Source organism: Deinococcus humi (genome assembly GCF_014201875.1).
Lineage (GTDB): Bacteria > Deinococcota > Deinococci > Deinococcales > Deinococcaceae > Deinococcus > Deinococcus humi.
On sequence record NZ_JACHFL010000003.1, the window covers coordinates 287,272 to 309,975 of the forward strand.

Sequence of the window (22,704 nt, forward strand, 5' to 3'; positions counted from 1 at the left end):
GGTCTCAGCAAAGCTCAAGGCAACTAATCTTAAGGTTTGAGCGAAGAACCGCACGCCGGCCGCTATACTGCCCAGCCATGATGCGGGCTACCACGACTTTCCCCTGGCCCGGATGCCGCCTGTGAAAGTCGCCGTGCTGTGTCACGCCAGTGCGGGTGGCTCGGGCGTCGTCGCCACCGAGCTGGGGCTTCAGGTGGCGCGGGCCGGACACGAGGTCCATTTCGTCGGCACGGCGCAGCCCTTCCGCCTCTCCGGCCAGGGAGGGATGCACGGCCCGTACTTCCACCAGGTCAGCGGGTTTGCCTACGCGCTCTTCGAGCAGCCGTACCCGGAACTGGCGGCCGCCAATACCCTGACCGAGGTGATGCTGGAATACGGGGTGGAGCTGGCCCACGCGCACTACGCCATTCCGCACGCTACGGCGGCCATCCATGCCCGTGCCATCACCGGGCGGGGGCGAGTGCTGACCACCCTGCACGGCACCGATGTCACCCTGGTGGGCGCGGAACCGGCCTTCCGTCACACGACGCGCCATGCCATCGAGCGCAGCGACCATGTGACGGCGGTGTCGCGTTTCCTCGCCGAGCAGACCCGTGAAACCTTCGGACTCGACCGCGAGATCGAGGTGATCCACAACTTTGTGGACGCGGGGCGCTTCCAGCGCATCACCGATCCCGAGGTGCGGCTGCGCTTCGCCCATCCGGAGGAAGCGCTGCTGGTCCACGTCAGCAACTTCCGCCCCGTCAAGCGCGTGGAGGACGTGGTGCAGGTCTTTGCCCGCGTAGCTTCAGAACTGCCCGCGCGCCTGCTGATGATCGGAGACGGCCCGGAGCGACCGCGAGCGTTCGAACTGGCGCAGCAACTGGGGGTGATTGGCCGGACCCATTTTCTGGGCTCCTTCCCGGATGTCGAAACCGTGCTGGGCATCAGCGATCTGTTCCTGCTGCCCAGCAGCAATGAGAGTTTCGGTCTGGCCGCACTGGAGGCCATGAGTTGCGAGGTGCCCGTGGTGGCCGCGCGCGCAGGCGGCATCCCAGAAGTGGTCGAGGACGGCGTGAACGGCATTCTATGTGCAGTGGGCGATGTGGACGGCATGGCCGACGCGGCGCTGCGGATCCTGCGGGACCGCGAGTTGTATCTGGGCATGGGGGCGGCGGCCCGCCACGCGGCGACCACCCGCTTCTCTCCTACTCTGATTGTGCCGCAGTATTTAGAGGCTTACGCGAGAGTGCTTGAGGAAGGTTGAGTGGATCGCCTACAATCTAACATGCTTCTAGTGAAAAGATTCACGATCATTCCATATCGTGAAATTTAGATTTGCTCGCTATCTTTAGCCCAAGTTCCAAACGCCCAGCCGCTCGGCGTCCGGATCAACTCGGTCAGACCAGCGTTGGCCTGGGCGAAGCGGTCAGAGCGCCAGCTGTCCACCACTGGGGCGCGCAGGAGGCGGATCAGCACCGAGATCAATGCGCCACCATGCGAGACGATGATCGGTGTGCCGGGCTGGCTCAGCACAGTGTTCAGGGCCATCTCGAATCGGTCGGCCACGTCCCGCTGGCTTTCCCCACCCGGAAAAGAAACGCTGTCATCCGGGCCCACAAGCTCGTCGAAGCTGGTCTTCAGGTCACTGTAGGGACGCCCGCGCCAATCGCCAGGATCAATCTCCTGAATCCCGTCCAGGATGGTCACGGGAACGCCCAGCAGTTCGGCCACTGGCGCGGCAGTCTGCTGGGTGCGGGTGTAGGTGCTGGCGTAAACGCGCGGCGCTTCGGGATTCAGGGCCGCAATTTGTCTGGCCAGCGTTCGGGCCTGGGCATGGCCCTCGTCGGTCAGTTCGTCGTGCCGACTGTCCGCACCGCGAAGAATGCCCATGACGTTGCCAGAGGTTTGCCCATGTCGGGCGAGTAGAAGGCGGGAGGAGGTCACCGCCGGAGTGTAGCCAGTCAGGACGGGCCAGACGGCAGCCCTAGCCACACGCCCCGGACCTCCTGCACCTCGAAACGGGCGAACAGTTCCTCGCTGTACCAGTTCTCCTTACGGGTGCGGGCGATGGCCTGACGGTGCGCGCCGCCGTGATACGCGTAGGCACGCATGCTCGCCTCGTCGTGCCAGACGCTGAAGGTGGCCTGTTGAAGCAGCGGCCACTCGCCCAATCCCAGCGCGGAAATCAGCCCGGGCTGGTCCGGCAGGAAGGCCTGGGTTCCCGGCACCGCACTCCAGAAGGCTGCCAGCCGAAGCGGACGGATCACAGCGCGGGTCAGGACGGCGGTGGGAGCCCGACTGGAGGGGGCCACGGCAGCGGCGCGGCCAAGCGGTTCCTGTCCGGCCCAGCGCCCGTGCCAGCGCAGGGGCCGCAACACCAGCGTGGTGGTCTCGGCCACCGCCCCACGCTCTTGCTGGCGCCACGGGCTGTCCTCGAACAGTTCAAAGGCGGCGCGCGACTGCCACACAGCGAAGCGGGCCCAGCGACGCAGATCCACGCTCAGCGAGAGTTTTGCACCGCTTCCGGTGCCCAGCAGACGGTAGAAATCCAGTCCGGGTAGCCCACGCAGGTGGGCATGGTCCGTCGCCATACGCCGCATGCCCGCCCGCAGATCAGCGGGCGCATAACGGTTGACGGTCAGGGTTACAAATGGAGAGGGCGCCGGCACAGACATCGTGAGAAGTCTAGAGCGACACCGCACGCAGACCTTGGCCTGCCCCACGGTTGACGTGGCCGAAGGTACACTCAAGGTTCTCGGAAACAGGCGTTACGGTGTCTAGGGCGCCTCTCCCCTATGCTGGGGACGTGCATTTCGACGACCTGCCCGTGCTGCCCACCACCCCCGGCGTGTACATCTTCCGCAAGGGGGGCATTCCCATTTACATCGGCAAGGCCAACAACATTCGCAGCCGGGTGGGTCAGCACTTCAAGGCAGGGGGCAAGAGCGGCAAGTTTACCGCGCTGGCCGAGTCGCTGGAATTCATCACCGCGCGCAACGAGGTCGAGGCCCTGGTCCTAGAGGCCAACCTGATCAAGCAGCACCGCCCGCACTACAACGTCACTCTGAAGGACGACAAGCACTACCCATTTCTGAAACTGACCAACGAGGAGTTCCCGATGCTGGTGGTCACGCGGCGGGTGCTCAAGGACGGGGGGAGCTACTACGGGCCGTATCCGGATTCCTCGGCGGTGCGGCGGGTTAAGCATCTGATCGACACCATGTTTCCGCTCCGAAAAAACAGCGGGCTGCCCATGCAGAAAAAACCGCGCCCATGTCTGAACTTTCACATGGGGCGCTGCCTGGGGCCCTGCGTGGACAAGGCCGATCCGCAGGAATACGCCCGCGTGGTGGACGACGTGAAATCGTTGCTGGAGGGCCGCGCCACCCCCGTCATTGCCCGCCTGAAGGAAGACATGAAGGGGGCGGCGCAAGGTCAGGACTTCGAGCAGGCCGCGCGTGTGCGGGACCGCGTTCAGGCCGTGCAAAAGCTGTTCGGCACCGAGCAGCACGCCTTCGTGAGCGACGAGACCGATCTGGATTTCCTGGGGGTGGCGCAGGCCGGGGAATACGCGATGGTCCAGCTGTTCCGCATGCGTGGCGGGCGGGTGGTGGGGCGCGACAAACGCTTCTTGACCAATGCAGAGGAAGGTACACCCGGCGAGATCGTGGGGGCCTTCGTGCAGGACTACTACACCCAGGCGACGCATGTGCCCCCGCTGATCCTGCTGCCCGCCGAATTCGAGGACGCGCCGCTGTGGAGCGAGTTTTTAAGCGACAAGGCCGGGCGCAAGACGGCCATGCGCACCCCCAAGCGCGGCGACAAGGTGGATCTGGTGGAGATGGCCCAGCGGAATGCGGTCAACGGCCTGGATTCGGAGCTGGCGCTGCTGGAACGGCGAGGCGACCATCCGGGGCTGGACGCGCTGCGCGAGGTGCTGGCACTGCCGGATCGCCCATGGCGCATCGAGGGTTACGACAACTCCAACCTGTTCGGCACCAACATCGTCTCGGGCATGGTGGTCTTCGAGGGTGGGCGGGCGCGGCGCGGCGAACACCGCCGCTTCAAGGTCAGGGGCCTGGACCACCCGGACGACTACACCTCCATGAAGCAGACGGTCCATCGGCGATTCACGGGCAGTCTGGCTGACAAGTTGCCCCTGCCGGATCTGATCGTGATCGACGGTGGACGCGGGCAGGTCAATGCCGCGTTGGACGCCCTTAAGGAAGCGAACATCCAGGTGCCGGTGGTGGGCCTGGCCAAGCGCGAGGAAACCATCATCCTGCCGGGGCGCTACGGGGCACAGTGGTGGCTGGAAACAGGGACGGAAGTGGGCGTTAACCGCGAGTTGCTGCTCCTGCACACGCATCCGGCTCTGAGAATCCTGATTGCCGTTCGCGATGAGGTGCACCAGTACGCCATCACCTACCACCGCAAATTACGTGGCCAGGACATGCTCCGCAGCGTGTTCGACGATCTGCCGGGCATCGGGCAGAAGCGGCGGGACGCGCTGCTGGAGGAATTCTCCAGCCTGGAAGACCTGGCCGCCGCACCAGTGGAGCAGATTGCCGCCGTGCCGGGCATGACCACTCGGGCAGCACAGAGCGTCAAGGATTTTCTGAGCCAGCGTGAGGCCAACAGGGTGCCGCTGGCCTAGCGGTTCAGCGTCTACACACCGTCCCTTGAAACAACCTTTCAAGTGTATGGGGGGGTGGATTTCGGGCAGGGTCCGGCGGCAACACTGCCGGGCATGACCAATGATCCTGTGAAGAACCAGTACGAGATGCGCGATCCCCAGACCCAATACCCGCGCCCCCCGTTTCCGAAGCAGCCGCAGTCCGCACCCGGCCTGGCCAGCGAGATGGACCCCACCCCCGATCACGGTGAGGACAGCTACGTGGGCTTTGGCCGCCTGAAAGGACGCAAGGCACTGATCACCGGGGCCGATTCGGGCATTGGGCGGGCTGTTGCCATCGCTTTCGCGCGGGAGGGGGCAGACGTGGCCCTGAACTACCTGAAGGTGGAGGACAGCGATGCCGAGGACGTGGTCAAGTTGATCGAGGCTGCCGGGCAGAAAGCGGTGGTCATTCCCGGTGACCTCAAGGACGAGGCCTTTTGCAAGGAGCTGGTGCAGCAGGCGGTAGATGGCCTGGGCGGTCTGGATATTCTGGTCAGCAATGCGGGCAAGCAGACGGCGGTGGAGGCCATCGCCGATCTCACCACCGAGCAGTTCGACGCCACCATGAAGACCAACATCTACGCGATGTTCTGGATCACCAAGGCCGCCCTGCCGCACATGCAGCCGGGGTCGACCATCATCAACACCACGTCCATCCAGGCCAGCCAGCCGTCTGCAAACCTGCTGGACTACGCCATGACCAAGGCGGCCATCGCCAACTTTACTGGCGGCCTCGCCAAGCAGGTGGCCGAGAAGGGCATCCGGGTGAATGCCGTGGCCCCCGGACCATATTGGACCGCCCTTCAGCCCAGCGGAGGGCAGCCACAGGACAAGGTCCAGAAGTTCGGCGAGGGGGTGCCCCTGGGCCGCCCGGGACAACCCGCCGAAATTGCGCCGCTGTACGTGCTGCTGGCCTCGCAGGAATCGAGCTACATGACTGGGAATGTGTATGCCAGCACCGGGGGCACGTTGTACTGATCTTTTGAAGTCATGAAGGGCCGCGCAGACACTGATCCGCGCGGCCCTTCATGTACATGCCAGACAATCTGCTGGAGTTAGGACAATTGGGGATCCCGGTAGACCGGGGCGGTCAGACTGATGATCTCGCGTAGTAGGAACCATCTCTGATCCGGGAGATCAAAAAGACAGCCAAAGAAACACCGCCCTCTTCAGTATCGAAGGGGGCGGCGTTGGGCCAGGAAGGCTTGAGCAGTCATGCGGGCCGGGGGCGGTGGAACAGGTTCCGCAGGCTGAGTTGGGGACGCTGGCCGTGTGCGGGCTGGGCCTGGAGTGCGCGGCTGGCCTGGGCGGCTTCCTGGCGCAGGGCCTGGGCGTGTTGCTGGGCGAACTGAAGGTCGAAATGCATGGTGGGTTCCTGGGGGCGCTGGCTGCCGCTGCGGCATCCTTGGGTCCGGCGCTTATGAACCTATGGTGCGCCAGACAGGGGTCCGGGCACATCCTGCGGGTGGCTCATTCGCGCTGCGCAAATTGGCCTACAGCACTGTCGTCCTTATGTGGGAGGCAAAGTGTCGGGAAACCTCTACCTCTACTCCTGCACGAAGTCCCCGGCATGGGAGCGTTGTACAGGACACGCTTTTTGAACGCGTCGAAAGAAGCATCACGGCGGTGAGAGACGAGAGTTAAGCATCCGCCAAGCGCATGGGCGCGCGGTGCGGGGTGTAATGGAACGGTGTTCCCGCGCCTCCTCCAAGAGCTTGTGGTCTTCGTCAAGACCCACTGGCACGTCTTGCTGTCGCTGCTGCTGGGCGTGCTGCTGCCGCTCGTCCTAATCGCCAATCTGACGGAAGATATTTTCAGAGACGGGGGGTTCGCATGGGATAGCGCGATTCTGGACTGGTACCGCGCGCACCGTACACCCACATTGACGGCGATTGCCGCTGGTCTGGGAGTGATCGGTGGAGTGCGGGTCCTGCCGTTCATCGCACTGCTGATTGCTCTGTTGGTGGCACGGGCCGGCGGGCGCATCCACGCGTGGTACCTGGCTTTCGCCCTGTCGGGGGCTGCTCTGCTCAACGTGCTGGCCAAGGTGATCTTCCAACGTCCCCGGCCGGATGAGCTGGGAGCCGTACTGATCGAGTCGGGCTTCAGCTTTCCCAGCGGCCACGCCATGTCCAACGCTGCGTTCGGGATCGCGCTGGGGTTGATCTTCTGGCGTTCACGGCTGGGTTGGCCGGTGGCGGTGTTGGGCGTGTTCTGGGGTGTGCTGCTGGCGGCCAGCCGCAACTACCTGGGCGTGCATTATCCCACCGATGTAATCGTGGGCTTTCTGAGCGCCGCGGCATGGGCTTACGGCCTGTACCTGCTCATGGCGAGGCGCTGGCCTGCCCTGCGGAATTCGCCCGGCGGACGCGACGACACCCGCGCGCCAGTAGATGAGAGCGTTCCGGTACAGTCGGGGCGTGAACGGGACCAGACCCGCTGAACGAGTTGCCAGATGTGTCAGAGCGCTAGGGTGTGTCCGCAAACCCTCAAAGCCATTCCATCACGCAGGCGATGGTGACCATCGCCTCATAGTCACACGCCCGCTTCTCAAACCAGGTTGCAATTCTCCTTGAGCGTTTCAGGCGCCCGACCAACCGCTCAAGGACGTACACGTGGCCGCTTGTGGCCTCGTTTCGGAGGAACGACCAGACGAATCCCTCGTCTGTGGCACAGCCGGTGTGCCTTGTCACCGCTGTACGCCCGATCCGCCAGGACCATGGTGGGGCGGAGTCGGGGCCGGCCCCGACTCCGCCGTTTGATCTTACCGGCATCGAGCAACGTCTCGAACTTCAACATCTCGTGGCGTTGCCCAGCCGTGAGGAGGAAGGCGAGCGGCCGTCCCCGGCCATCACACTTCAGGTGGCTCTTCGTTCCGAATCCGCCTTGTGACCGGCCGAGCGCTTCATCGCCGTCCCCTTTTTTGCACCTGCTGCACTTTGATGAGCGCGCACGATGGTGCGATCGATCATGTGGACATTCCACTCGACCTGGCCGGCATGATCTGCACGTTCCTGCACTCGGGTGAGCAACTGTGCCCAGAGGCCCTGCGGCTGCCATCGGTAGAACCGAGAACGCACTGTCTTCCAATTGCCGTAGCGTTCGGGCAGATCACGCCAGGCACTCCCGAAGCGTGTGATCCAGAGGATGCCGTTCAGCACGGTGCGGTGATCCAGGCCAGGGCGGCCCGTCCGAGGTCGTTGCGGTGGCAGCAGTGGAGCCAGCTGGCTCCACTGTTCATCAGTCAATTCGTAACGCCGGACCACACGTCATTTTTGCACTGCTTCCTTGGTTTGCGGACACACCCTAGGAGAATGAGGCGCTTCCCTGGCGCTGAATCTGCAGCGTTGGGAGGCGCCTTGCGTCACTCTGGCGCCGTCCCCCGCAACCCGGCCCTGAGACATGAGTTGCCCAGGCTTGACAGCGCTTTCAAAATCACTTAAGCTCAAAATGTTCAACAAGTCAGAATTGATTGGTCAGGCGGGTTACCGTGCCTGTCAGGAGTTTCGCTATGTCTGCAACCGTCACATTGATGCACGTGGCGCGGGAAGCGGGTGTCTCACCCAGTACCGTGTCGCGCATTCTGAACGGCACCGCCAACGTCACGCCGGACAAGCGTGAGCGGGTAGAGGCGGTCATCCACCGCCTGAACTTCACCCCTAACGTGCAGGCGCAGGCACTGGCGAACGGGCGCAGTTTCTCGGTGGGCGTGCTGACTCAGAAACTGAGCAGCGCGTTCTACGGAGAAACGCTGGCGGGCATCGAGCAGGGTCTGGAAGGCACCGCGTACCATCCGCTGGTGGTCAGTGGACACTGGCGGGCTCAGCAGGAACAGCAGGCGCTGGATCTGCTGATGCGCCGCCGGGTGGACGCCCTGATCGTGCTGGGCGGCGTGATTGACGATGCGGCGCTGCAACGGGTGGCGGCGCGGGTGCCACTAGTGGCGGTGGGCCGCGCAGTCGCTGGTCTGCCCGAGCGCTGCGTCTTGATCGACAACCACGCTGGCATTCGGCAGGTGGTCCATCACCTGGCCGAACTGGGCCACCGCGACATCGGGTACATCGGTGGAGACGAATCCCAGCACGACGCGGTGGAGCGGCGCGAGGGCTTCGAGGCCACCCTGCAGGAGGTGGGCCTCCCGGTCCAGCCCCACCTGATGAGGCGCGGGGACTACACCGAGGCCAGCGGTGAACGGGCGGCCGAGGAGCTGCTGCGCTCGGGCCACCCCTTGACGGCGCTGGTCTGTGCCAACGACCAGATGGCTTTCGGCGCCCGCCTGACGCTCTACCGCCGGGGCCTGCGCGTGCCGGATGACATCTCTCTCACCGGTTTCGACGATCTGTTTTCCTCGCGCTATACCACGCCGCCACTGACCACCGTCCACCAGGCGGTCAATGAACTGGGCCAGCTGGCTGCCGAGACCGTGCTGCGGCTGCTGGCCGGGGAACAGCTCAGCATGCCTCCTTACGTCCCCGAGTTGGTTGTTCGTGAATCCACCGGGCCAGCGCCCATCCCCTCACCTCGAAAGAAACGAACGGAGAAACGTTGATGTATGACAGTTCCTGATCGCCGCCCTGCCCTGCCATCTGCATTTTTTGAAAGCGCTTTCACATCGACCCTTGGAGGTCAGTCATGAAGAAAATTGCCCTGTTCGCCCTTGTTTCCGCCCTGCTCGCCGGATCGGCCAGCGCCCAGGAGAAAGTCACCGTGACCGTCGCCGCCTTCCCCAGCCTCGACACCTCGATCAAGGCTGTTCTGCCCGCCTGGAACAAGTTGCACCCCAACATCACCATCAAACTGGTGGCCCAGGAATTTGCTGATCACCACAACGCCATGACCACCGCCTTGGCCACCGGGCAGGGCCTGCCCGACGTGATGGCCCTGGAAATCGGCTACGTGGGCAAGTTTGCCGAGGGTAAGGGCCTGGAAGACCTGAACAAGGCCCCCTACAACGCCACGCAGTACAAGAAGCTGTTCACGCCGTTCACGGTGGCACAGGCCACCAGCTCGGACAAGCGTTTCATCGCCATGCCCACCGACATCGGCCCCGGCACGCTGCTGTACCGCAAGGACGTGCTGGACAAGGCTGGCGTTGATCCCGCGCAGCTCAACAAGAGCTGGGAAAGCTACATCGCCGCCGGCAAGACCATCAAGGCCAAGACCGGGGCGTCGCTGATCAACACCGCGCAGAGCATCTACGGCGTGGTCAGCCGCACCAATCTCAAGCCCGGCGAGGGCATCTACTTCGACAGCAAGAACAACCTGCTGGTCGGCCCTGACAACGCCCGTTTCGTGCGGGCCTTCACCCTGGCCAAGCAGGTGCGCGCCGAGGGCCTGGACGCCAAGATCGGCGAGTGGAGCAACGAGTGGTACGACGCGTTTAAACAAGGCACCGTCGCCTCGCAGTTCAGCGGCGCGTGGCTGACCGGCGCCCTGGAAAGCTGGATGGCCCCCGACACCAAGGGCATGTGGCGGGTGGAAAACCTGCCCGAGGGCGGTTACGCCTCGTGGGGCGGCTCGTTCTACGCCATTCCCACGGCGGCCAAGAACAAGCAGTGGGCCTGGGAGTTCATCAAGTTCATGACCATGGACAAGGCCCAGCAACTCACGGCCTTCACCATCAACGGCGCGTTCCCCGCGCTGCTGACCGCCCAGAACGACAACCTCTTCAGCCAGGGCGTGGCGTTCCTGGGCAACCAAAAGGCCCGCGTGCTGTGGCGCGACGCTGCCCGCAAGACCCAGCCCATCGACGTGAACAAGTACGACTCGGTGGCCGATCAGATCGTCAACACCGAGCTGACCAACGTGCTCGAGCAGGGCAAGGACATCAAGCAGGCATTGACCGACGCCCGCGCCCAGATCCTGCGCCGCGCCCGCTGAGCACAACGCCTGTGCCGTGACCGTCCGGGGGAGCGAGAAAGGCGGCTCCCCCTTCGCGTTTCCATACGGCCGACAGCCCAGTAGTTCGCGCTTCGATTGTTCTGTCCCTGTCCCGCCCCGGTGTCGGCCACAGCGCCAAAGGAAGGCCCCATGCAAGAACGAGTGCCCCTGCCCACCAGCCCGCCCCGCCAGCGCCGCCGCTGGAGCTACAACCGCTTTCAGCAGCGCGCCGCACCGTATCTGTTCACCAGTCCGTTCTTCATCCTGTTCCTGATCTTCGGGTTGTTTCCGCTGGGCTTCAGCCTGTTCCTGGCCTTTCACCTGTGGAATCCACTCGACGGGCTGGGCAACTGGGAGTACGTGGGCTGGGACAACTTCAAGCTGGCGCTGGGCGCACCAGACCAGTTCTGGGTATCGCTGAAGATCACCGTCTGGATTGGCCTGCTGTCGGGGGTGCCGCAACATCTGGTGGCGCTGCCGCTGGCCTTCGTCATCAACCAGGCCCTGCGCCGGTGGCAGAGCGGCATCAGCACGATCCTTTTTCTGCCGTACATCACCAACGCCGTGGCGATCACGATTGTCTTCGGGATGCTGTTCTCGGAGAACCTGGGGCTGCTGAACTACGGACTGTCGCTGGTGGGGCTGGGGCCTGTGCGCTGGCTGGCGCTTCCGGAACTGGTGCCGGTGTCGGTGGCCACCGTGGTGTTCTGGCGCTACGTGGGCTGGAACGTGATCCTGTATCTGAGCGGCCTGCAGGCCATCAGCGAGGACGTGTACGAGGCGGCCACGGTGGACGGCGCGAACAACGTGCAGAAGTTTTTCTATATCACGCTGCCGCTGCTGCGCCCGATGATGTTTTACGCCTTCACGCTGACCATCGTGGGCAACATGCAGTTGTTCGAGGAACCCTTCATCCTGCTGGGTCAGGCGGGCGGCAGCGGCGGCGCGGCGCTGACCTCGGCCATGCACATCTTCAACGTGGCCTTCCGTGACCTGGATATGGGGTACGGCTCAGCAATGGCTTGGCTGCTGTTCCTGGCGATCTTCATCCTGAGCATGATCAACAACTACCTGTTCTCCCGTGGCGGAGGCCGCTCGTGAACCGGCGGTTATCAGGTTCAGCAACGGTTCGGGAAAGCACCAAGTTGCTGACTCCACGCCCGGAAGCCGCCTCCCTCCTGCCCCTTCCGCTCGGATTTCACCGTTTCGCCGAAACGATTCAATCGGAGCCCGTATGACCACACAGCCTCTTGAAACCACGGTGTCTCCCCCCAGGCCACCCCGGCGTTCGCCCAGGTTCACGCTGAGCCGCGCGGGTCTGTGGATCTTCGTGGGCCTGGCCTGCTTCCTGTCGCTGGTGCCGTTCTACCTGATGTTCGTGTGGGCCTCGCTGCCCAGCTCGCAGATCTTCACCGTGCCGCCGCACCTGTGGTTCGGGGACGCGCTGACCAGCAACTTCCAGAAGATGATGGCAGCGACCGACAACCATGCCCTGCGTCAGTTCTGGAACTCGCTGTACATCGCCATCCTCTCCACCGTGACCACGCTATTCTTCTGCTCACTGGCGGGCTTCGCGTTCGCCATGTATGAGTTCAAGGGCAAGCGCTACCTGTTCGGCTTCATCCTGATCACGATGCTGATTCCGCCACTGGTGATGGACATTCCCTCCTTCCTGGTGATGAACAACTTCTTGCACTGGATCGGCACGCCGCGCACCCTGTGGGTGCCGGGCATGGCCAATGCCTTCGGGATTTTCCTGATGCGCCAGTACATCTTTTCCGCGCTGCCCAAATCGCTGATCGAGGCCGCCCGGCTGGACGGCGCCACCGAATTCGGCATCTACACCCGTGTGGTGCTTCCTCTGATCCGCCCGATTCTGGCGACGCTGGGCATCGTGACCTTCGTGGGGTCGTGGAACAACTTCAAGGGCGCGCTGATCATGCGCCTGAGCGAGGACAGCACTATGACCCTGCCGCTGTCGCTGCGCAAGATCACCGGCGGCGCGACGAATATCAATGCCGACTGGGGCGCGACGCTGATGATGGTGGTGCTGACGGTGTTGCCGCTGCTGATCATTTTCCTGCTTGCCAGCCGTCAGGTCATTTCCGGGCTCACCAGCGGCGCGGTCAAGGACTGAGGGTGAGGAAGACCGCCGCTGTTGTGACGCTGGCACTGCTCGGTTCGGCGGGAGCAGCCACCATCACGCCCTCGGGCACAGCTCCGAAACCGATTCTCCCCGCCAGCGTCAGCGCTTTCAACGTGGGCAACTGGATGCCGGTGATCGAAGCGGTGGACCCGTTGGGTGCCCTGCAACCTGGCGCGCTGCGCTGGCCCGGCGGAAACATCGGGGACGAGCAGAACCGTACCCCACAGGCCATGCAGACCCTCAAAACCAACTGGACGCTGCTGGGTCAGCCGCCACTGATGTTGCAGACCCGGGTGTTCTCCCGGGCTGGCGGGGACCGCGACGGCACGGCGGCCAGGAATACTCCCGAAGATGCCGCCGAGCTGGTGCGGATGGCGCGGGAACTGGGCCTGAACGTCGCGTACTACGAGATCGGCAACGAGCCAGACCTGTACGCCACCAACCGCAGCGATCCGAGCTGGACCCCGGAAAAATACTGCGGCGCGGTGCGGGCACAGAAAGCGGCCATTCTGAACGTTGATCCGCAGGCCAGGATCGCCGGACCAGCGGTCAGCAACCCCGGCCCGTTTCTGGACGCGGCCATCCGGGAATGCGGCGACGCCTTTGATCTGGTGACGTGGCACCTGTATCCCTCAAATGGCGACGGCAGCGACGCTCAGGCGTTCGACTCGATCCGTCGGGTGACGGATACCGTGAAGCGGGTCGAAACGTTGTGGAGCGATCCGGCCACCAATCCGAAAGGCCACGGCAGACCGCTGGCGCAGGGCGTGACCGAGTACGCGCAGTCGTATCGCTCGGACCGCAGTACCCACCTGTCGGATGCGGTGGGCGGATTGTGGGCCGCCGAGGCGGCGCTGCGCCTGTCGGAGAGCGGCGCGGTCTTCAATACCTATTTCTCGCTGATGGCAACGGGCAATCACGGTCTGCTGGACGATGCGGGCTTTCCCCGGATGTCATACGCCGCCTTCCGCGAACTGGCGCACTACCGGGGCCAGACCCTGGGCGTCACCAGCGATGACCCGGAAGTATGGGTTCACGCGGCACAGCAAGGCAGTCGTCTGACCCTGTTCGCCATCAACACACGGGCAACCCCTCAACCCCTCACCCTCGATCTGCCCGGCTTCGCCGTAATCGGGGCCAAGACGGTCACGGACGCGGACGTCATGGCCGACCAACCTCCGCGTGCGCTGAGGATCGGCGGGCCACTCATGTTGCCACCGCTGAGCTTGACGCGGGTGGTACTCAAGGCTGCACCAAAAGCCAGCGTCGCCAGTCGCCCGTTCAGCGTGCACTTCGCAAACAAGCCCACTCCCACCTCCCCAAGGAAACCATGACAGCCAACACCAACCAACCCAACCCGGAAATCTTCCCACCGCGTTTCACCTGGGGCGTCGCCACCAGCAGCTACCAGATCGAGGGGGCCGCGCACGAGGATGGCCGTAGCCCCAGCATCTGGGACACCTTCTGCGCCACACCGGGCAAAGTCCTGAACGGCGACAGTGGCGACGTGGCCTGTGACCACTACCACCGCCTGGAGGGCGATCTCGACCTGATCGCCTCCCTGGGGGTTAACGCCTACCGATTCAGCGTGGCCTGGCCACGCATCGTGCCGGAGGGACGGGGAAAAACCAACCAGGCTGGGCTGGACTTCTACTCACGGCTGGTGGACGGCCTGCTGACGCGGGGCATCACGCCGTGGCTGACGCTGTACCACTGGGACCTGCCACAGGTGTTACAGGACCGGGGCGGCTGGCCCGCCCGCGACACGGCGCTGGCGCTGGGCGACTACGCCGCAGTGGTGACCGACGCCCTCGGAGACCGGGTGGAGCACTGGATTACCATCAACGAGCCGTGGGTGGCCGCGTTCATGGGCTACGGCAACGGCATTCACGCGCCGGGCCATACGGATCTGGCCGAGAGTTTCGCGGCCTCCCACCACCTGCTGCTGGCGCATGGGCTGGCCTTGCAGGCCATCCGTGCCAACGTGCCCGGCGCCAAGGCCGGCATCACCCTGAACCTGGCGGCATCGTACCCGGCCACCGACAGCGAGGCAGATAGGGCTGCCGCGTGGCGCCAGGACGGCTTTGCCAACCGCTGGTACCTGGATCCGGTGTTCGGACGCGGCTACCCGCAGGACATGGTGGAGTTGCTGGGCGCGGCCAGTCCGCAGGCGCAGGGGCTGGTGAGGGACGGCGATCTGGACATCATCGGTGCCCCCACCGATTTTCTGGGCGTCAACATGTACTCGCGCAGCGTGGTGGCCGACGCCCCTGGCAGCGGATTCCTGGACGTGAGGCAACTGCGTGTGGAGGGCAGCGAGTACACCGGCTTCGACTGGGAGGTGGCGCCGCAGAGCCTGACCGATCTGATGGTGCGGCTGCAACACGACTACAATCCGCCCGCCATCTACATCACGGAGAACGGCGCGACGTATCCCGACACCGTGGCGGAGGACGGCACCGTGCACGACCAGGAGCGCACCCGCTACTTCCAGCAGCATCTCGCCGCGCTGGGGGCCGCCATCACCGGCGGCGCGAAGATGGCCGGGTACTTCGCCTGGTCACTGATGGATAACTTCGAGTGGGCCGAGGGCTACGACAAGCGCTTCGGCATCGTGCATGTGGATTTTGAAACGCAGGCGCGGACCCTCAAGCAGTCGGGGCGCTGGTACCGCGACTTCCTGACCCGCGCCCAGGAGGGCCAGCCCGCATGACCTCGCAGCTGGAGCGGCCAGCACGGCCGGGGACCGTAACGGTCACCAACCCGGTGCTGCGCGGCTTTCATCCCGATCCCAGCATCGTGCGGGTGGGCCAGGACTATTATCTCGCCACCAGCACCTTCCAGTGGTATCCCGGCGTGGCGATCTACCACTCGCGTGATCTGGTGAACTGGCGGCCCGCCGCGCAGCCGCTGACCCGGACGACACTGCTGGACATGCGCGGCAACGCCGATTCCGGTGGAATCTGGGCACCGGCCCTGTCCCATGACGGCGAGCGCTTCCACCTGATCTACACCGACGTGAAAAGCTGGGGCAGCGCCGAGGTCTTCAAGGACAGCCACAACTTCCTGACCACGGCGGAGCAGATCGAAGGCCCGTGGTCCGAGCCGGTGTACCTGAATTCCAGCGGCTTTGACCCCAGCCTCTTTCACGACACACACGGCAGCACGGTGGTGGACGAGGGCGGCGACGGGCGCAAGTGGTTTGTCAACATGCGCTGGGACCACCGCCAGGGGCGCAACCGCTTCTCGGGCATCGTGCTGCAGGAGTACAGCCCGGAAGAGCGGCGACTCGTTGGCCCCCGTGAAATTATCTTCGAGGGGACTGAACTGGGCGTGACCGAAGCCCCCCACCTGTTCCGCCGTGGCGGCTGGTACTACCTGCTGACGGCGGAGGGCGGCACGAGTTACGAACACGCGGTAACGCTGGCCCGTTCGCGCAGCCTTCACGGCCCCTACGAGGTACATCCCGACAACCCGGTCCTGAGCGCCGTGGACGCGCCGGGATTGCCGATTCAGAAAAGCGGGCACGCCAGCTTCACCAACACGCCCGACGGACAATGGCTGCTGGCCTACCTGTGCGGGCGGCCCCTGAGCGAGCAGGGCGAGTGCCCGCTGGGCCGCGAGACGGCGCTGCAAGCCCTGGTCTGGGACGAGGACGGCTGGCCGCGTCTGGCCTCCGGCGGGCACCACCCGCAGTTGCACACCGAATTGCCTGCGCTGCCCCCGCAGCCGTGGCCCACACCACCCGCACGCGATGGGTTCAGTAGCATGACTCTGCGCCCCGAGTGGATGACCCTGCGTGCGCCCGCCGAATTGATGGGCGTGGAGCTGACCGGCCACAGCCTGCGCCTTACGGGGCACGAATCGCTGAACAGCAAACATCGGCTGGCCCTGGTGGGCCGCCGGCTGCAATCGCTGGAGGCTCGCTTCCGCACGGCGCTCAGCTTTGATCCCGAGGATTTCCAGCAGATGGCGGGCGTGTGCGCCTACTATGACTCGCGCAACTGGGTCTTCCTGCGCCTGAGCCGCGACGAGACGCTGGGCCGCACCCTGGCGCTGCTCCAGAGCGAGAACGGCGCCTACCGCGAACTGCTGTCACAGGAAGTTCCGGTGGGTAACGCCGATCCAGTGGAGCTTGGACTGGTGTATTCGGGTGGACAGTTTTGGTTTGAGTACAGCGTGGACGGTGAGACCTGGCAATCTATCGGTGACAGGCTGAGCGCGGGGCTGCTGAGCGATGAGCACTGCGGCGGCCTGAGCTTCACAGGGACCTTCCTGGCGCTGACCTGTCAGGACCTGAGCGGGCGGGGCAGGACGGCAGAATTTCACTGGGCCGAGTACACGGAGACCGAGTGAAGCATCTGCTGACCGCCGCGCTGCTGCTGACCGGGGTGGCCGGGGCACAGGCCGTGCCCCGACTATCCCCCTCTGAAGCCGAGAGCCGCGCGCGCGCCGTGCTGGAGACCATGACGCTGGACGAGAAGATCGGGCAGGTCAGCATGGCGCATTTCTTCCGTTTTCTGGAGGGCGGGCGCAGCGGGCCCATTGCCCCGAACGCGGGCGAGATCCTGTCCAGGCTCAGGCCCGGCGCGACGCTCAACGGCGGTGGGGACGCTCCGCAGCCCAACACACCGCGAGGCTGGGCCGACACCCTGCGCGGGCTGGAGGCGCTGGGCCGCGAGGGGCTGCCCGGCGGCCTGCCTGCCGTTTTCGGCACCGATGCAGTGCACGGCGTCAACAACGTGCCGGGCGCAACGCTGTACCCGCACAACCTCGGGCTTGGCGCGGCCTTCGACCCGGCGCTGACCCAGGAGATCTCGCGCGCCACTGCCGCCGACATGCGGTCCATGAATATGGACTGGAATTTCAGCCCGGTGGCCGATCTGGGCCGCGATCCACGCTGGGGGCGCTTCTACGAGACCTTCGGCGAATCGCCGTGGCTGGTGGCCGATCAGGTGGCCGCCGCCGTGACGGGCCTGCAATCGGGCGGGGTGGCCGCCACCCTCAAGCATTTCGTGGGGTACGGCTCGCCGGGACTGGGCCGGGACCGGGCCAATGCGGAGATCAGCGAGCGCGCCCTGCACGAGCTGAATCTGCCGCCCTTTCAAGCGGGCATCCGGGCCGGAGCGCTGGCCGTCATGGCCAACAGCGGCAGCGTCAACGGCCTGCCGGTTCACGCCTCGCACGAGCTGCTGACCGGGGTACTCCGGGAGGAGCTGAGCTTTGGCGGACTGGTGGTCAGCGACTGGAACGACGTTGAGCGGCTCGTGACGGTCTACAAGACCCACGCCGATCTGGTGCAGGCCGCCGCCGCCAGTGTCAACGCCGGGATTGACCTGTACATGGTGCCGAACGACGTGGAGAAATACGGCGCCGCACTGAAGGAAGCGGTGGAGGATGGGCAGGTCTCCCCCGCCCGACTGGACGAGGCGGCCCTGCGGGTACTGACGTTCAAGGCCCAGCTGGGCCTGATGGACGCCCGGCCTGCGGGGAGCGGTGTCCTGATCGATCACCGGGCACTGGCGAAACGGGCCGCTGCCGCAACCCTGACGCTGCTGGAAAATGACCAGACCCTGCCCCTCAAGAAAGGACGGGTGCTGGTGACCGGCCCGGCGATGGACAGCGCGGCCATTCAACTGGGCGGCTGGAGCGTCAACTGGCAGGGCGTGGGCAAGGGCAACGTGACGGACGTGCCAAAAATCAGCAGCCTGGCCACCGCCCTGAAGGCCTCGGCTCCGGCAAGTTTGACTGTCAGCGCCCTGCCCGACACCAAACGCGCGGCGCTGCTGCAAGCTGCGGCGAAGGCAGACACCATTATTGTGGCGCTGGGTGAGCCGCCCGCTGCGGAAAGTCAGGCGAACAATTCCACGCTGTCGCTGCCTCCCGCACAGATTGGACTGCTGCGCGACGTGCTGGGCACTGGCAAACCGGTGGTGCTGGTGCTGATGGCGGGCCGACCGGTCCTGCTGCCCGAAGACCTTCAGAACCGCGTTTCGGCCTTCGTGATGGCCTACCTGCCCGGCAGTGAGGGCGGCGCCGCTCTGGCTGACGCGCTGTATGGCCGCACCGGCTTTCCAGGCCGTCTGCCTTTTACCTGGCCCGGAACTTTGGGAGAGGCAGGCCTGACTGCTGATCGTCCCCCCGAGGGCGCGGGCGAGGCGCCTTTGCCCCTGTATCCACTGGGCTTCGGGCGCGATTACACCTCCTTCCGCACCACCGACGCAGGAGCAGTCGCGACAGATGCCGGCGTCCGGGTCAACGTCACTGTGACGAACACGGGCGATGTGGCAGGCACCGGAACATTCATTGTCAACGCCAGCCTGCCACCGACAGGAAATCTGGAAACGGTCAGACGGCCAGTCGGTGTCGTCCGGGCCGCACTGAAACCGGGTGAAGCCCGCACGTTGAGCCTGATGGTTCCACTGGAGCGGCTGGAAGCCTTCACGGGTGACGTTTTTGGTCCGGTTATCGGCAAGGTGCAGGATGGCCTATACATGTTTCAGATAGGAGACGAAACGGCCGCGGTCAACCTACCCTGACCGTTCCTGCGTGCGTCCCGCCAAACAATCCGGGGCGCACGAACAGGATGCCGAGTTGGATTCGAGCGGGCACGCCCGACAACCATGCTCTCCCTTCTTGATTAGGTCATTGGGGACTGTTGCCAGATCGGTGGAACAACAAGGAATATAGCTCCAATCTTCAAGTGATTTTATTCACGATAATTTAGTTCGTGAAACTTATGTTCCTTTAAATGCACCTCTTTTCCCTTCATATGCTCGCTGCGGCTGGAGTGCCCAGGCCGAAGGCGGTATGCACGGCGCGTGTGGCGTCGTCCACTTGCAGGCCTTCAATGGCGACAGAAATGTTCAACTCGCTGCTGCCCTGAGAGATCATCAGAATATTGATGTCCTGGCTGGCAAGGGCGGTGAAGAGCCGGGCGGAAACGCCACGTTGACCGCGCATGCCGCTGCCCACGATGGCCAGGACCGCCACGTCGGATTGGCGGTCCACCTTGAGTTCGCGGCTGACACCAGCGCGCAGGGCGGACAGCGTGCGCTCGGCGTCGCCACTCTGGACCGCCAGCGAAACGTTGCTCATCGAGCTGCTCTGAGACACCATCAGCAGCGTGATGTTCTCGCGGGCAATCGCGTCAAACACGCTGGCGATGACCTCTGGAATGCCCAGTACGCCCGCACCGCTGATATTGATGATCGAGACATTGCGGATGGCGGTGACGGCCTTGACCGGGTGCCCGGCCTCGTCCAGGGCCTGGGCCTGCACCAGTGTTCCGGGAAAGTCGGGATCGGCCGCGCTCTTGACCCGCAGCGGAATACCGCTTTCCTGCAAGGGCGTGACGGCCAGCGGGTGCAGCACCTTGGCGCCGAAGTAGGCCAGTTCCATGACCTCCCCGTAGCTGAGGGTGGAAATGTTGCGGGCGTCGGCCACCACTCTAGGATCAGCGCTCATCACCCCGTCCACGTCCTTCCAGGCCCAGACCTCGTCCGCGCCCAGCGCCTTGCCGATAATGGTGGCCGAAAAATCGGTGCCGCCGCGGCCCAGCGTGGTGATCGCGCCGCGATCGGTTTCCCCCATGAACCCGGAAATCACCGGGGTGACCCCCGCCGCCAGGAGTCCGCTCAGGCGATCCTTGACCCGCTCGTAGGTGGTGGGCAGCGGCTTGGCATTGCCGAAATGATGATCGGTCAGAATGCCCGCCTCGCCGCCGGTCAGGTGATGGGCGCGGTAGCTCTGGGCTTCAAGGGCCAGCGCCATCAGCGGGGCCGAGAGGCGCTCGCCGAACGCCACGATCAGGTCACGGCTGCGGGGCGTCAGCTCGCGCAGTAGGTAAACGCCGTAGACCGCCTGACGCAGCGTCTCGTGCATCTCGCGGATGTCGCGCACGGTGGCACTGTCGGGCGCAGCGCCAAGTTCCTGCGCCGCCGTGAAGTGGCGGGTTCGCAGCGCGGCGATCTCGTCGTTGGCCGCAGCGATGTCACCAGACTCAGCCGCGTCAGCCAGTGCAAGGAGTGTGTTGGTCACGCCCGCCATGGCGGAAACCACCACCACCACTCGCACGCCTGCCGAGATGCTGCGCCCCGCCAGAGAAGCGCTGTGGCGGATGGCTGCGGCATCCTGCATGTTGGTGCCACCGAATTTCATCACCAGAAGGGTGTCGCTCATGGGGGTCAGTATGCGGCGAGATGGGGGAAGGTGGAAACGGAAGTCTGGGCAGCAACAAAAAAAGGAGGCGTGGACTACCCTCTGGCGCCACGCCCCCTGCGCTGACCCGCGTTAGTGTGCCGAATGCTGGCTTCCGGACTCGTGGGTGGGCGGAGCCTGCCCCGATAGCGAGGCAGTCACGCCCAGCACGGCCAGCAGGGTAAGCGCCTCGGCGGCCAGACGAGGGCGCACCCCCTGGCCGCGTGCGAAAGCAGAGCGAACGACGGTGGCGGCCAGGAGCGCCAGAATCACCAGTGCGAGCTTGAGGAGCAGGGACCGTCCATATGCCGATTCGGGGAGCTGGAGCAGGTTGCCCGCATGCTCCACTGACATCCACACTCCACTCACGCCCAGGATCAGAACCGATCCCAGGGCATAGGGAGTGAATCTGCGGGCCAGGGCGGCGGAGGCCCCACGTGAGGTCAGGAGCGCGGACACGCCACCCAGCCACAGGCACATCGCCCCGGCGTGCAGGGTGTGCAGGACGTGCACACCCTGCCCGTGTGAGGCTCCGTGGCCAATGCCAGCCAGTCCCCACAGCAGCACGCCGCAAGCCCCCAGCGCCGCAAGCCACGTCAACGCCGCAAGCTCGGCGGCCAGCAGGACGAGACTGCCTATCCACAAAACCAACACGGAACGGCCAGCCGCCGTGCCCGTCAGGTAATCCAGAATGTCGGTGGGAGCGGTGAAGCCCAGATCGGCCAGGGTGGTGGACACCCCCAGACCGCCGCCCGCAACGAGGAGCGCCAGTCCTGCACCCAGCCACGCGAGGCGCGGGTGGGCTGGCGTCAGCAGGCGACGGGCCGCGACGCCGCCCACCAACAGCACCGCGCCCAGGTACAGCAGCAGCCTGGGCAGCAGGTCGGCGATCACTTCACGGTGAAGACGCTGTGCCCCGTGACCGGATGGCCGTCCTCGGACAGAAGTTTCCAGGCCACCACGTAGGTTCCGGCGTTCAGACCGGGCCTGAGCGGAATGCGAAGCTGCGCGGCCAGAGTCCGGGCAGTGATCGGTCGGCTCACGAGTTCGGGGGCGTCGGGCTTGAGGGTCAAGGCCGCTTTGGCCCCATCTTCAGGCTTCATCTCCGCGCCCAGAGCCATCACGCGGAAGGTACTGAAACGCAGCTCAATGGGTTCGCTGAATTTGAAGACCACCTCTTTCGGGGCGGCCACACTGGCATCGGCTGTGGGCGTGATGGACAGGACGGTGGTATGGGCGCTGGCGGTGCCGAGGGCCAGCGCCAGCAACAGCAAGAGTGCGCGCATAGGGTCTCCGTGATCTTTCAGGGGAGAGGCCAGTTGCCTCCCCCAGTAGACGGTTATTTGACGGTGGTGTGACTGGCAGGCGCCGTGTCGGGCTGGGTGTCGTCCCAGGCCACCACACTGCCGTCGGCGTAGGTCTGGTAAACCTTCCAGACCAGTTCACCCGCCGCTTCCGGGTTCTTTGCGTGGAAGAAGAAGCGGGCGTATTCCATCGGGGCGATGTTGCCCGTCCAGACCACCTCGGTCACCAGCCCGTCGGCGTTTCTGGTGACGGTGCGGGCAAAGCCAGGCGTGACCTGAAAGCGGCTGACGCCCACGCCCGCGGGAACCACCAGGCGAACCTGGGTGGTGGCGATGTCCTTCTCGACAGGCACCTGCAGGCGGTAGGTCTCGGATTTGCCAGCTCCGGATTCGGACTGGCCCATTTCGGTCTTCACCGTGGCGTGGGCAGCGGCGAAGGACAGCAGCAGCGCAGCGGACAGCGCTAAGAGTTTAGACATGGCTGAAAATCTCCTCTGAAAAAGGGGGAAGTCGTG

At 64.9% G+C, this 22,704-nt stretch carries 21 protein-coding genes; 12 read left to right on the forward strand and 9 right to left on the reverse strand.

The window, feature by feature from the left end; genetic code table 11:
* The first annotated feature begins 112 nt into the window (after positions 1–112).
* Entirely contained in the window at positions 113–1,246 is a 1,134-nt protein-coding gene (gene bshA, locus HNQ08_RS08160) for an N-acetyl-alpha-D-glucosaminyl L-malate synthase BshA (protein ID WP_184129699.1), read from the forward strand.
* Between the two features lie 65 nt (positions 1,247–1,311).
* On the opposite strand, the gene HNQ08_RS08165 is transcribed toward bshA, so the two are convergent.
* Together HNQ08_RS08165 and HNQ08_RS08170 are read right to left on the reverse strand one after the other, a co-directional pair.
* Positions 1,312–1,926: a histidine phosphatase family protein gene (locus HNQ08_RS08165; protein WP_184129702.1), complete on the reverse strand. Its 615-nt coding sequence runs from the start codon at positions 1,924–1,926 to the stop codon at positions 1,312–1,314.
* Between the two features lie 17 nt (positions 1,927–1,943).
* Positions 1,944–2,657, reverse strand: a complete 714-nt coding sequence (locus HNQ08_RS08170; RefSeq protein ID WP_184129704.1) for a spheroidene monooxygenase — start codon at positions 2,655–2,657, stop codon at positions 1,944–1,946.
* A gap of 131 nt (positions 2,658–2,788) precedes the next feature.
* Here HNQ08_RS08170 and uvrC point away from each other — a divergent pair, with 131 nt between their 5' ends.
* Together uvrC and HNQ08_RS08180 are read left to right on the forward strand one after the other, a co-directional pair.
* Positions 2,789–4,639 carry an excinuclease ABC subunit UvrC gene (uvrC, locus tag HNQ08_RS08175; RefSeq protein ID WP_184129707.1) on the forward strand — a complete coding sequence of 617 codons (1,851 nt, stop codon included), beginning with the start codon at positions 2,789–2,791 and terminating at the stop codon, positions 4,637–4,639.
* Positions 4,640–4,732: 93 nt separating this feature from the next.
* Positions 4,733–5,638 carry an SDR family oxidoreductase gene (locus tag HNQ08_RS08180; protein ID WP_184129711.1) on the forward strand — a complete coding sequence of 302 codons (906 nt, stop codon included), beginning with the start codon at positions 4,733–4,735 and terminating at the stop codon, positions 5,636–5,638.
* 235 nt (positions 5,639–5,873) lie between these two features.
* Here the strand turns inward: HNQ08_RS08180 and HNQ08_RS08185 are convergent, their stop codons facing one another.
* Positions 5,874–6,026 carry a hypothetical protein gene (locus HNQ08_RS08185; protein ID WP_184129714.1) on the reverse strand — a complete coding sequence of 51 codons (153 nt, stop codon included), beginning with the start codon at positions 6,024–6,026 and terminating at the stop codon, positions 5,874–5,876.
* Between the two features lie 324 nt (positions 6,027–6,350).
* On the opposite strand from HNQ08_RS08185, the gene HNQ08_RS08190 reads away from it, so the two are divergent.
* Complete coding sequence (locus HNQ08_RS08190; RefSeq protein WP_184129717.1) at positions 6,351–7,103, forward strand: phosphatase PAP2 family protein; 753 nt, start codon at positions 6,351–6,353, stop codon at positions 7,101–7,103.
* Between the two features lie 158 nt (positions 7,104–7,261).
* Here HNQ08_RS08190 and HNQ08_RS27865 read toward each other — a convergent pair whose 3' ends face one another.
* Both HNQ08_RS27865 and HNQ08_RS27870 read right to left on the reverse strand, forming a co-directional pair.
* On the reverse strand, positions 7,262–7,522 hold the full coding sequence (locus tag HNQ08_RS27865; RefSeq protein WP_280527558.1) for a transposase: 261 nt from the start codon (positions 7,520–7,522) through the stop codon (positions 7,262–7,264).
* A complete protein-coding gene (locus HNQ08_RS27870; RefSeq protein WP_342355683.1) occupies positions 7,519–7,926 on the reverse strand; it encodes an IS5 family transposase in 408 nt (135 codons plus the stop codon). The genes HNQ08_RS27865 and HNQ08_RS27870 overlap by 4 nt, the downstream gene beginning before the upstream one ends.
* A 245-nt stretch (positions 7,927–8,171) precedes the next feature.
* Between HNQ08_RS27870 and HNQ08_RS08200 the strand changes: the two genes are divergently transcribed.
* The 8 genes from HNQ08_RS08200 (at position 8,172) to HNQ08_RS08235 (ending at position 19,225) form a co-directional block, all read left to right on the forward strand.
* Positions 8,172–9,209 (forward strand): LacI family DNA-binding transcriptional regulator, encoded by a 1,038-nt coding sequence (locus HNQ08_RS08200; RefSeq protein WP_184129720.1) that lies wholly within the window; start codon positions 8,172–8,174, stop codon positions 9,207–9,209.
* Positions 9,210–9,292: 83 nt separating this feature from the next.
* On the forward strand, positions 9,293–10,540 hold the full coding sequence (locus HNQ08_RS08205) for an ABC transporter substrate-binding protein (RefSeq protein WP_184129723.1): 1,248 nt from the start codon (positions 9,293–9,295) through the stop codon (positions 10,538–10,540).
* 150 nt (positions 10,541–10,690) lie between these two features.
* Entirely contained in the window at positions 10,691–11,641 is a 951-nt protein-coding gene (locus HNQ08_RS08210) for a carbohydrate ABC transporter permease (protein ID WP_184129726.1), read from the forward strand.
* A gap of 133 nt (positions 11,642–11,774) precedes the next feature.
* Entirely contained in the window at positions 11,775–12,677 is a 903-nt protein-coding gene (locus tag HNQ08_RS08215) for a carbohydrate ABC transporter permease (protein WP_184129729.1), read from the forward strand.
* 2 nt (positions 12,678–12,679) lie between these two features.
* The gene (locus tag HNQ08_RS08220; RefSeq protein WP_184129731.1) at positions 12,680–14,020 is read left to right on the forward strand and encodes a hypothetical protein; all 1,341 of its coding nucleotides are present in this window, start codon (positions 12,680–12,682) and stop codon (positions 14,018–14,020) included.
* Positions 14,017–15,399 carry a GH1 family beta-glucosidase gene (locus HNQ08_RS08225; RefSeq protein WP_184129734.1) on the forward strand — a complete coding sequence of 461 codons (1,383 nt, stop codon included), beginning with the start codon at positions 14,017–14,019 and terminating at the stop codon, positions 15,397–15,399. Before HNQ08_RS08220 ends, HNQ08_RS08225 begins: the two co-directional genes overlap by 4 nt.
* Entirely contained in the window at positions 15,396–17,042 is a 1,647-nt protein-coding gene (locus tag HNQ08_RS08230; protein ID WP_184129737.1) for a glycoside hydrolase family 43 protein, read from the forward strand. The genes HNQ08_RS08225 and HNQ08_RS08230 overlap by 4 nt, the downstream gene beginning before the upstream one ends.
* Complete coding sequence (locus HNQ08_RS08235; RefSeq protein WP_184129740.1) at positions 17,039–19,225, forward strand: glycoside hydrolase family 3 protein; 2,187 nt, start codon at positions 17,039–17,041, stop codon at positions 19,223–19,225. The genes HNQ08_RS08230 and HNQ08_RS08235 overlap by 4 nt, the downstream gene beginning before the upstream one ends.
* Positions 19,226–19,454: 229 nt before the next feature.
* On the opposite strand, the gene HNQ08_RS08240 is transcribed toward HNQ08_RS08235, so the two are convergent.
* From HNQ08_RS08240 to HNQ08_RS08255, 4 genes are all read right to left on the reverse strand, one after another.
* The gene (locus tag HNQ08_RS08240; RefSeq protein WP_184129743.1) at positions 19,455–20,867 is read right to left on the reverse strand and encodes an aspartate kinase; all 1,413 of its coding nucleotides are present in this window, start codon (positions 20,865–20,867) and stop codon (positions 19,455–19,457) included.
* A gap of 111 nt (positions 20,868–20,978) precedes the next feature.
* On the reverse strand, positions 20,979–21,779 hold the full coding sequence (locus HNQ08_RS08245) for a CopD family protein (RefSeq protein WP_229790052.1): 801 nt from the start codon (positions 21,777–21,779) through the stop codon (positions 20,979–20,981).
* Positions 21,776–22,171, reverse strand: a complete 396-nt coding sequence (locus tag HNQ08_RS08250) for a copper resistance protein CopC (protein ID WP_184129747.1) — start codon at positions 22,169–22,171, stop codon at positions 21,776–21,778. Before HNQ08_RS08250 ends, HNQ08_RS08245 begins: the two co-directional genes overlap by 4 nt.
* Positions 22,172–22,224: 53 nt before the next feature.
* Complete coding sequence (locus tag HNQ08_RS08255) at positions 22,225–22,668, reverse strand: DUF1775 domain-containing protein (protein ID WP_184129750.1); 444 nt, start codon at positions 22,666–22,668, stop codon at positions 22,225–22,227.
* Between the last annotated feature and the right edge of the window lie 36 nt (positions 22,669–22,704).

What these genes read in the sequence shown, in the direction of transcription:
- HNQ08_RS08255 (WP_184129750.1), bottom strand. Translation starts at nt 22,668, where the DNA reads ATGTCTAAACTCTTAGCGCTGTCCGCTGCGCTGCTGCTGTCCTTCGCC.
- HNQ08_RS08170 (WP_184129704.1), bottom strand. Translation starts at nt 2,657, where the DNA reads ATGTCTGTGCCGGCGCCCTCTCCATTTGTAACCCTGACCGTCAACCGT.
- HNQ08_RS08230 (WP_184129737.1), top strand. Translation starts at nt 15,396, where the DNA reads ATGACCTCGCAGCTGGAGCGGCCAGCACGGCCGGGGACCGTAACGGTC.
- HNQ08_RS08205 (WP_184129723.1), top strand. Translation starts at nt 9,293, where the DNA reads ATGAAGAAAATTGCCCTGTTCGCCCTTGTTTCCGCCCTGCTCGCCGGA.
- HNQ08_RS08200 (WP_184129720.1), top strand. Translation starts at nt 8,172, where the DNA reads ATGTCTGCAACCGTCACATTGATGCACGTGGCGCGGGAAGCGGGTGTC.
- HNQ08_RS08180 (WP_184129711.1), top strand. Translation starts at nt 4,733, where the DNA reads ATGACCAATGATCCTGTGAAGAACCAGTACGAGATGCGCGATCCCCAG.
- bshA (WP_184129699.1), top strand. Translation starts at nt 113, where the DNA reads ATGCCGCCTGTGAAAGTCGCCGTGCTGTGTCACGCCAGTGCGGGTGGC.
- HNQ08_RS08225 (WP_184129734.1), top strand. Translation starts at nt 14,017, where the DNA reads ATGACAGCCAACACCAACCAACCCAACCCGGAAATCTTCCCACCGCGT.
- HNQ08_RS08240 (WP_184129743.1), bottom strand. Translation starts at nt 20,867, where the DNA reads ATGAGCGACACCCTTCTGGTGATGAAATTCGGTGGCACCAACATGCAG.
- HNQ08_RS08250 (WP_184129747.1), bottom strand. Translation starts at nt 22,171, where the DNA reads ATGCGCGCACTCTTGCTGTTGCTGGCGCTGGCCCTCGGCACCGCCAGC.
- HNQ08_RS08185 (WP_184129714.1), bottom strand. Translation starts at nt 6,026, where the DNA reads ATGCATTTCGACCTTCAGTTCGCCCAGCAACACGCCCAGGCCCTGCGC.
- HNQ08_RS08210 (WP_184129726.1), top strand. Translation starts at nt 10,691, where the DNA reads ATGCAAGAACGAGTGCCCCTGCCCACCAGCCCGCCCCGCCAGCGCCGC.
- HNQ08_RS08215 (WP_184129729.1), top strand. Translation starts at nt 11,775, where the DNA reads ATGACCACACAGCCTCTTGAAACCACGGTGTCTCCCCCCAGGCCACCC.